General features: G+C 41.6%; 9 protein-coding genes. 8 read left to right on the top strand and 1 reads right to left on the bottom strand.

What is annotated here, in order from left to right:
* The 4 genes from AC2VE5_RS13845 (at nucleotide 1) to AC2VE5_RS13860 (ending at nucleotide 2238) form a co-directional block, all read left to right on the top strand.
* Nucleotides 1–693: a carbonic anhydrase gene (locus AC2VE5_RS13845; RefSeq protein WP_486888330.1), complete on the top strand. Its 693-nt coding sequence runs from the start codon at nucleotides 1–3 to the stop codon at nucleotides 691–693.
* A 145-nt stretch (nucleotides 694–838) separates the two neighbouring features.
* Nucleotides 839–1090 (top strand): DUF2281 domain-containing protein, encoded by a 252-nt coding sequence (locus AC2VE5_RS13850; protein WP_486888331.1) that lies wholly within the window; start codon nucleotides 839–841, stop codon nucleotides 1088–1090.
* Nucleotides 1090–1500 carry a PIN domain-containing protein gene (locus AC2VE5_RS13855; RefSeq protein ID WP_486888332.1) on the top strand — a complete coding sequence of 137 codons (411 nt, stop codon included), beginning with the start codon at nucleotides 1090–1092 and terminating at the stop codon, nucleotides 1498–1500. Before AC2VE5_RS13850 ends, AC2VE5_RS13855 begins: the two co-directional genes overlap by 1 nt.
* Nucleotides 1501–1758: 258 nt before the next feature.
* Nucleotides 1759–2238 (top strand): pentapeptide repeat-containing protein, encoded by a 480-nt coding sequence (locus tag AC2VE5_RS13860; protein WP_486888333.1) that lies wholly within the window; start codon nucleotides 1759–1761, stop codon nucleotides 2236–2238.
* 43 nt (nucleotides 2239–2281) lie between these two features.
* On the opposite strand, the gene AC2VE5_RS13865 is transcribed toward AC2VE5_RS13860, so the two are convergent.
* Nucleotides 2282–4372, bottom strand: coding sequence for an NAD(P)/FAD-dependent oxidoreductase (locus AC2VE5_RS13865; RefSeq protein WP_486888334.1), 2091 nt, complete (start codon nucleotides 4370–4372; stop codon nucleotides 2282–2284).
* 157 nt (nucleotides 4373–4529) lie between these two features.
* Here AC2VE5_RS13865 and AC2VE5_RS13870 point away from each other — a divergent pair, with 157 nt between their 5' ends.
* The 4 genes from AC2VE5_RS13870 to AC2VE5_RS13885 all read left to right on the top strand — a co-directional run bounded on the left by AC2VE5_RS13870 (nucleotide 4530) and on the right by AC2VE5_RS13885 (nucleotide 7301).
* Nucleotides 4530–4763, top strand: coding sequence for a hypothetical protein (locus AC2VE5_RS13870; protein ID WP_486888335.1), 234 nt, complete (start codon nucleotides 4530–4532; stop codon nucleotides 4761–4763).
* Nucleotides 4764–4771: 8 nt separating this feature from the next.
* Complete coding sequence (locus AC2VE5_RS13875; protein ID WP_486888336.1) at nucleotides 4772–5425, top strand: phosphatase PAP2 family protein; 654 nt, start codon at nucleotides 4772–4774, stop codon at nucleotides 5423–5425.
* 71 nt (nucleotides 5426–5496) lie between these two features.
* On the top strand, nucleotides 5497–6822 hold the full coding sequence (locus tag AC2VE5_RS13880; RefSeq protein ID WP_486888337.1) for an NAD(P)/FAD-dependent oxidoreductase: 1326 nt from the start codon (nucleotides 5497–5499) through the stop codon (nucleotides 6820–6822).
* A 20-nt stretch (nucleotides 6823–6842) separates the two neighbouring features.
* Nucleotides 6843–7301 carry a DoxX family protein gene (locus tag AC2VE5_RS13885; protein ID WP_486888338.1) on the top strand — a complete coding sequence of 153 codons (459 nt, stop codon included), beginning with the start codon at nucleotides 6843–6845 and terminating at the stop codon, nucleotides 7299–7301.
* The last annotated feature ends 529 nt before the right edge of the window (nucleotides 7302–7830 follow it).

The following is a 7830-nucleotide window of genomic DNA, read 5'->3' on the forward strand; positions in this document are numbered from 1 at the left end:
ATGAAAAAGATAATTCAAGGTGTACATAGCTTTCAAACCAATTACTTAACAACCCACCGGGAGATGTTTGAATTGCTCTCGCAAGGGCAGCATCCGAGAGTATTGTTTATTACTTGCTCAGATTCGCGAATCGATCCCAATATAATTACCCAAAGTGAACCAGGAGAAATGTTTATTATCCGCAATGCGGGTAATATTATTCCGCCCTATGGCGCGGCTAATGGCGGGGAAGGAGCGACGGTAGAATATGCCGTGCAAGCTTTGGGAATTAAAGAAATTATTGTTTGTGGTCACTCTCATTGTGGAGCGATGAAAGGGCTATTAAAGTTGAATAAATTAGAGGAAGATATGCCTTTAGTTTACGAATGGCTCAAACACGCTGAAGCGACGCGCCGCACGGTTAAGGACAATTATCAGCATTATGAAGGCGAACAGTTATTGCAGGCAACTATTGAGGAGAATGTGCTTACTCAAATAGAAAATTTGCGGACTTATCCAGCTATTCACTCCAAACTGCATAAAGGTGAAATTGAGCTTCACGGTTGGATGTATCACATTGAAACTGGAGAAATATTGGAATACAACGCTATCCGTGGTGAGTATTTATCCCCTCAAAGTCAGTTTTCGAGAGCTAGTTGGCTCACTCCCGAACAACAAGAGCGAATTTCTAAGGGTTCTCACAATCTTAAGTAGTTTTGGTACAGTGCGATCGCTTTAAATACTATACAGCGCGATCGCATTTCCACTCCATAGGCGCACGTTGATGGGGGTTGTGTATTGCCAAAAGGTTTGAAAAGTTAGAATAGATTTTTTTACTTATGTTGAAAAAGTTAAGAACATGGAAGCACCAGAAAAAATTTACGAGATCGTCAAAACAATGCCAACAGAGCAAGTAAATGAAGTATTAGATTTTGTAGAGTTTCTTAAGCAAAAAACCCAGTCTATTTCCAAGGTAGTCCCACCAGCTAATAAAATTCCCAAAGGGACTTTAACTGGACTACGAGGAATTGCCACTGGAACCTCAATACCTTTGACTGACAAGGAAATTGAAGAAGATTATACAAATTATTTACAGCAAAAGTATCAATAGTGAAGGTTTTAATTGATACTAATATTGTTTTAGATTTAATTTTAAATAGGGAGCCTTTTGTAGAATCAGCCCTAATACTTTTTGAATTGGTTGAAACAACAGAAATCCAAGGATTTATTGCAGCAACAACCATCACAAATATTTTTTACATTGTCAGGAAGGCTCAAGGAAGACAACAAGCAATTGAAGCAATCACCAGGCTTTCAACAGGATTAGTAATTTGTTCGGTCGATAGCCTCGTTGTTAGACGCGCTTTAGAATGCAATCTTAAAGATTTTGAAGATGGGGTGCAACTCGCTTGTGCCGAAATAAATCAACTTAACGCGATCGTAACTCGCGATATTTCAGACTTTTCAGGTGTTGAGTTGTCAATACTATCGATTGCAGAACTTCAACAACTTATTAAATAACTAAGAGTTTCTACTGCAAATAAAAAAGTGAAAACCTTTTGGTATCAACCACTATGTACGAGCGCCAAGTTATAGTGCGATCGCATTTCCACTCCACAACCCCACGTTATTGAGGTTAATGGGTGTAGTATTGTGCCAGAAGCTTTGAGCAGTAGAATAGAAAGTGTTTAGTAAAGATGTACTATCATGGCGGAGATTACTGCTGTTGAATTGTTGGATAGATAGGCTGCTGGCGAGCGAGACTTTCGCGAACTCGATTTGTCTGGACTGCAATTCCGTAGTAGAGAAATTGGTACGCGCAAAATCATTGTTGAAGGAAGCGATTTCTCTGGGGCGAATATGAGTAAGTGCAGATTTTCTGCCCAGAATCTTCATGGCGGTATCTTCAGAAATGTTGATTTTACGGGTGCCGTCTTCGGTGATACTGGAATTTTGGATTGTGATATGAGCTTCGCCAACTTCACTGGAGCTAATTTTGGAGAAAGTGGTTTTGAAAGAGTCAATTTGGAAGGCGCTAACTTTACCAAAGCTATTTTCTTTCAAACTGGGATATCTAAATGCGATCTTACGGGGACTATCTTCAGAGAATCTAGACTAGAAGAAAGTCAGCCGATGGACGGGAGACTTACTCGTGTTGATTTTACTGGAGCTAGAGATTCGTACTTTGGAAGTAAAACCGAAGTTATTTTCGACCAAACTATCATGCCCGATGGCAGTATCCGTACTGACACTCTTTAGTAATTTGAAGAAAGCAGTGCGATCGCATTTCTACTCAACAACCCTAATAATTAAAGTTTTGGCTACTTAATTCTGCTTCCCTTTTATCTATGGGTGTCACCGCGCCGCGTAAATTGGTATAAGGTTGTCCCAATCCCGCCGTTAGCGCATAACTAATGTTGAGCAACTTGAACCATAATGCCGGAAAACGAGGTTCTAACCAAGGCTGGAAGCGGCGAATTAATTGAGGAAACCAACTAGCAAACATGGAACTAATTAAGGCATGAATGCCAAAATTTAAGTAATTTCCCAGCCAACGCCAAATATCTTTAGCACCTGCTAAATCCCAAATCCAAGGTAACAATGCGGGGTTTTTGAAAGCTGCTTTGAGCGCCAATCGGTTGAAGGTAAACCAAGTAAATCGATCTTTAATAAAGTTATCTGCTACTTCTAGGGGTTCGTCGGCTAATAACCCAAAAAAGGTATTGAGCATCGAGTTGATTCTTTGCGGTGGTAAGTATTTCCCGGTGGGAACCATCATGCCTTTAGAAAATAGCCAAGTAACGGCACTATTACTTTGGTAGGCGCGAATTTGATTTAAGTGCTTCGCGCTTAGTAAATCATGCTGTAAAGCTGTGTCTAATAGCTCCGTCAAACGCCCCAAATTGCGGATTAATGAGCCAAAACCCGTAAATACTAAGGGAGACTGCAAAGAAGCCGCATCGCCGATCGCAATTAACCTGTCAAATGCTACGGTGCGATCGCGACTATCGCTACTAAAATGCCCTGGAATATAACCAAATGTCGGCTTTTTCCACACCAATTTATCTAAATCGCAGCGCCGATACTCTGGCAAAATTGTAAAAAAGTCTTCGTACATTTCTAGCAATGAGCCGGGATTAGCCTTATTTACTTGATGGTAGTGAAATAAGTAAATAGTTAATTCTTCCGCAGATCCCGGAAACAACTCCCAAATCAACTGTCTTCCCCGCGAAGTATCGCCGTGACTGTTTAGCACATCTCCATAGTTGCTATCCCATACTCCAGGCTCAAAACCACTAGCAACAACGGCTCCTACAGTGGGGCAAACGCTATCAAAGGCTCTTTTGCCATTCAATTGCCAGGCGATTGGCGAGGCGGTTCCCATTGCATCCACTAATAAACGTCCACTTACTTTTCGTTCTGTAAAGTTTTTTAAATCTTTGACGGTAACTGTAACTTGGGACTGGTCAACATCTGCTTGTATAAACTCTGTCAAATCCCAAATGTCGCCACCAGAAGCCTTGAGCTTTTCGCCACACAATTGCAGCAATTTTTCTGATTCTAAGCAGACATTTAATACTGTCGGAGTATGCAATACTGCCGATTTTAAGCGACTAGGATTATTACCATCAAAAAACTTATTAAATCCGTCAATATATTCCCTAGCAATAATACTTTCAGCTTCAGTGAAGGTTAGCAAACCCAAGTCAATCAAGCTTTGCAACTCGGAGCGTGAAATATTCCATTCCCGGTTCATTCTGCCAAAAGGTAGGCGTTCTAGCAGCAATACTCGGTAGCCCAACTGTGCCATTACGGCGGCGTGAATTACTCCCAACGCACCGCCAATATAAATTAAATCGTATTCAGGCTTTTGCTCTTGTCCTTGATGAGAAAATACTACCTGCTTAGGCTGCTCGTCTTTACGGACTCCTTCACGCCACCTTTGCTCCCACCAGTAGACGCGCTGAAGATCCTTTTCGCCATTGGGCATTTTTTGAAAATACTTCGCCGTTAACGGGTAGTACGGTGCTAAAGCTTCAAAAATGTTGTGACTAGCTAAATCGATACTTGGTGGTTCGGGGTATTGCTGGGGAAACTTGACGCGCAATTGATTGGTCAATTGAGACAGGATTTTTTGCTCGTTCGGGAAAACTTCGCCCATGCGAAATACTTTTAAATAAGTCGTGCGTTGTACAGTCCAAGTAAAAATTGAAAGTTCTGGAGGTGTTTGGGGAATAGTTGAGGTAGAAAGTGTAGTCTTAGCTATCTGCAATCTTACTCCTACAGGGGTAGTTACTTTTTCTCCAGTCAGAGGTAGCCATTCCTCGTACAACCACTGGCATACACTGGCGGTTTCTGGTGTAGGAATTTCTATATAGAGGATTTCTTTCATTTGGCGATTTTAACTCCTAGTGAATTACTTAGAAAGGCAGAGTTGACAAAGCTACAGATTGCGCTACACTTCCCTTACAAGATAAATGAGAATTTGTTTAAAAAAGTTTACAATTACCTTAAGTTTATTAAAATACTTCTACTTTTAACGTTACGCCATGGCTTACCCAATCCCCGCTAGTCCTCAAGAAATTGTTGCCCTCCACCAAAAGCCCATTGACGAAGAAATGGTTGCCGCAGCGATCGCTGGTGTAATTAAAATTGTCAGTGCTAAAGGGCAATCTTTGGAGCAATTAACCGCGCAGTTGTTAGCTGATGATAGTTTATTAGATATGCAACAGCGTCAGTGGCTCAGTGACCTGGTGGCGAATGTCTGGGAAAGCTTTACTTAAGGTAAATAGTGCGATCGCGATTATTTTCCCTTTTGCTCAAAGTTAGAATCGGCGGCTTATTACTAGCAGCCTTTGCTTTGTGGGTATTTGCCCAAATTGCTGAGGAAGTTTTAGAAGCAGAAAGCTATACTTTTGATACAAATATCTTATTGAGTGTAAGAAGCTGGCACTCCCCGCTATTAGATATAGCGATGTTAGGCATTACAACTATAGGCGACCCCTTAGTATTATTAATTATTTGTTTGATTTTAGGGATTTGGCTATCACGACGCAACCAGAGATCGGAAACTACAACTTTGGCGATCGCAGCTATTGGCGCAATTGGACTCAATGTACTACTCAAACAACTATTTAGCCGCGATCGCCCAGCTTTATGGGAACGCGTGGTAGATGTAGGTCACTACAGCTTTCCTAGCGGTCATGCAATGGTGTCGATGGTAATTTACGGCTTCATTGGCTATATATTTGCAACTCGTTACCGCCGCCAGCGAGGATGGATTATTAGCTTAACTATCTTATTGATTACAGCTATTGGTTTTAGTCGGCTGTACTTAGGAGTGCATTGGCCCACTGATATCATTGCCGGATACGCCGCCGGATTGGTGTGGTTGATTGCGTGTATTTATAGTTCAAAAATTTGGCATACCTACCGGGCAAAGTAGTTTGATTTTACGGCAATATTCAAGCAATTTGGCTAACATTTAAGCCAGTTGACCTAAGATTATCGATAAATATGAATTATGGGCGATCGCATCTACACCCCTCGGTAATGCCCCAAAAGTTTCCAATTGTTGTTATTGGTGCTGGGTTTGGAGGTCTGCAAGCAGCGAAATCTTTGGCTCGTTCTGGCAAAGAAGTTTTACTTATCGATCGCAATAACTATCATACCTTTGTGCCATTGCTGTACCAAGTAGCCACAGGGCAGTTGGAACCCGAACACATCGCGTATCCAGTACGGACTATTTTGCGTCGCTCCCGCCGTTGTCATTTTCTCATGGCAGAAGTCGAAGAAATTGATTTTTCAGAGCAAGTTATCCGCACAGACAGCTTAGATATTCATTACGATTATTTAGTTTTGGCAACGGGAAGTCAAACGCAGTATTTGGAGGTTGAAGGAGCGGCAGAATTTGCCTTGCCTATGCGAACCTTAGCAGAAGCTGTGACGCTGCGAAATCGTATTTTCTCTTGTTTTGAAGCTGCTTCCCGACTTGAACCCCCAAGCCGCCAACCCTTACTCACCTTTGCAATTGTTGGTGGTGGCGCAACGGGAGTAGAAATTGTTGGCGCATTTGTAGAGTTGTTACGCTGTCGGCTGCGTCGAGAATATCCCAGCTTAAATATGCGCGAAGTCAAGCTGATTTTATTGCAATCGGGCGATCGCTTGCTCCCAGAATTTCCGCCTAAACTTGGTCGCGTTGCCCAAAAATATTTGCAAAAACTAGGGGTTGATGTTCGTTTGCAAACCCGCGTCAAAGAAATTTCAGCTACAGAGGTTTACCTTACTGATGGTCAAACAATCTCTACGGCGACAGTAATTTGGGCGGCGGGTTTGGAAGCCGCAGTTCCCAACTCGTCAGAGGAGCTTTTAAAAGCAACTAAAGGTAAACTGCGCGTTAATCTGACTTTACAATCCCTCAATTACTCGAATGTATACGCGATTGGCGATGCGGCTTATGTAGAAAAATTAGCTAAACCTTTAAGCGGTGTTGCACCTGTTGCTCTCCAGCAAGGTGTAGCTGTTGCTCGAAACCTTAGTAGGCAACTGCGCGGTCAAAAACTCAAACCATTTCGCTATTTTAATAAGGGTAGATTAGCGATCGTTGGTTGTTATTCGGGAGTCGGCTTAATTGGCAAGTGGAAGCTTACAGGTTTCCTCGCCTGGATAATGTGGTTGGGCGTTCATCTGGTGTATTTGCCTGGATTACGGAATCAATTGGTTGTGTTGCTGACTTGGCTGCAAACTTATTTATTAGGCGATCGCCCGGTACGTTTAATTTTGTCACCTCATCGCCATTTGCTAGAACCAAAAGTTGTTAGCAGATCGCATAAGCATAAATAATTACTATCGGAGGCTCTATTGTGATAGACAAAACAAATGCTGGATTTAAACCCAAAGACCTTGCTCTTGCTCACTTATTCTTGCGATTGCTCCTTGGCGTTAATTTTTTCAATCATGGCTTTACCCAGATTGGCAATATTCCAGGCTTTGTTGAAGAAACCGTTAAAACTTTAGAAGGCTCTTATTTTCCCGAACCCTTAGTACGCATCAATGCCTTTTTAGTACCGATTATTGAATTAGTTGTAGGCATTTTAATTACTCTTGGACTCGCAACGCGCCTCGCCTTGGTTGTGACTTTTGCTTTAATGATAATGCTGATGATGGGAGTCACATCGGTACAAAATTGGCAAGCCGCCGGAAGCCAACTTGTTTATGGGATTGTGTTATTTATTTTGCTAGCAACGTGTCAATATAATATTTTTTCCCTCGACTCTTGGTGGCGCAAGCGAAACAAAGATAAAACTTCCACTCTGCATTGAAAAGCACCGCCTTGTTCTTGATAACGGTGTGATCGCGCCAAATAGCTTTTTAGGGAATATTTGCCCCATATATCTTTAGTATTAAAACTTAGCGATCGCTTCTAATGAATTTATTCCCCTGTTGGCAATATGTAAAGGAATCTACTGAAAAATTCCGTATAATACCCCGTAAAGGGTGGATATACAGAAAAATTCAGTTTAATCTCCAAATATGGATTTTATAAGGAAAATTTCCTTTTATCATACCTAAAAATGACTAGCGTGCTTGTAGATCATGATTTAGTAAAAAATTATACGGAAAGTTTCAGTACAATAAATAGTCATCTCGCCAGCGCAACAGAGATTGTCAACAAGGATCAAATGGAAGATTTAGAAGATAGTTAGTGTTGTCTTATGCTAGTAATACTAAGTTGCGGTCAGAGGTAGTATTTGAAGATGAGGGAAGAAAGTCATTGAACGCAGGCGCTCACTATTAGAAGAAAGTTCAAGTAAGCCTTGGCAAAGTACATCTTCTACCTGTTCAAGGGAT

The sequence above is a fragment of the Aliterella sp. E5.1 genome (assembly GCF_057473825.1).

What these genes read in the sequence shown, in the direction of transcription:
- AC2VE5_RS13880 (WP_486888337.1), top strand. Translation starts at nt 5,497, where the DNA reads ATGAATTATGGGCGATCGCATCTACACCCCTCGGTAATGCCCCAAAAG.
- AC2VE5_RS13870 (WP_486888335.1), top strand. Translation starts at nt 4,530, where the DNA reads ATGGCTTACCCAATCCCCGCTAGTCCTCAAGAAATTGTTGCCCTCCAC.
- AC2VE5_RS13865 (WP_486888334.1), bottom strand. Translation starts at nt 4,372, where the DNA reads ATGAAAGAAATCCTCTATATAGAAATTCCTACACCAGAAACCGCCAGT.
- AC2VE5_RS13845 (WP_486888330.1), top strand. Translation starts at nt 1, where the DNA reads ATGAAAAAGATAATTCAAGGTGTACATAGCTTTCAAACCAATTACTTA.
- AC2VE5_RS13850 (WP_486888331.1), top strand. Translation starts at nt 839, where the DNA reads ATGGAAGCACCAGAAAAAATTTACGAGATCGTCAAAACAATGCCAACA.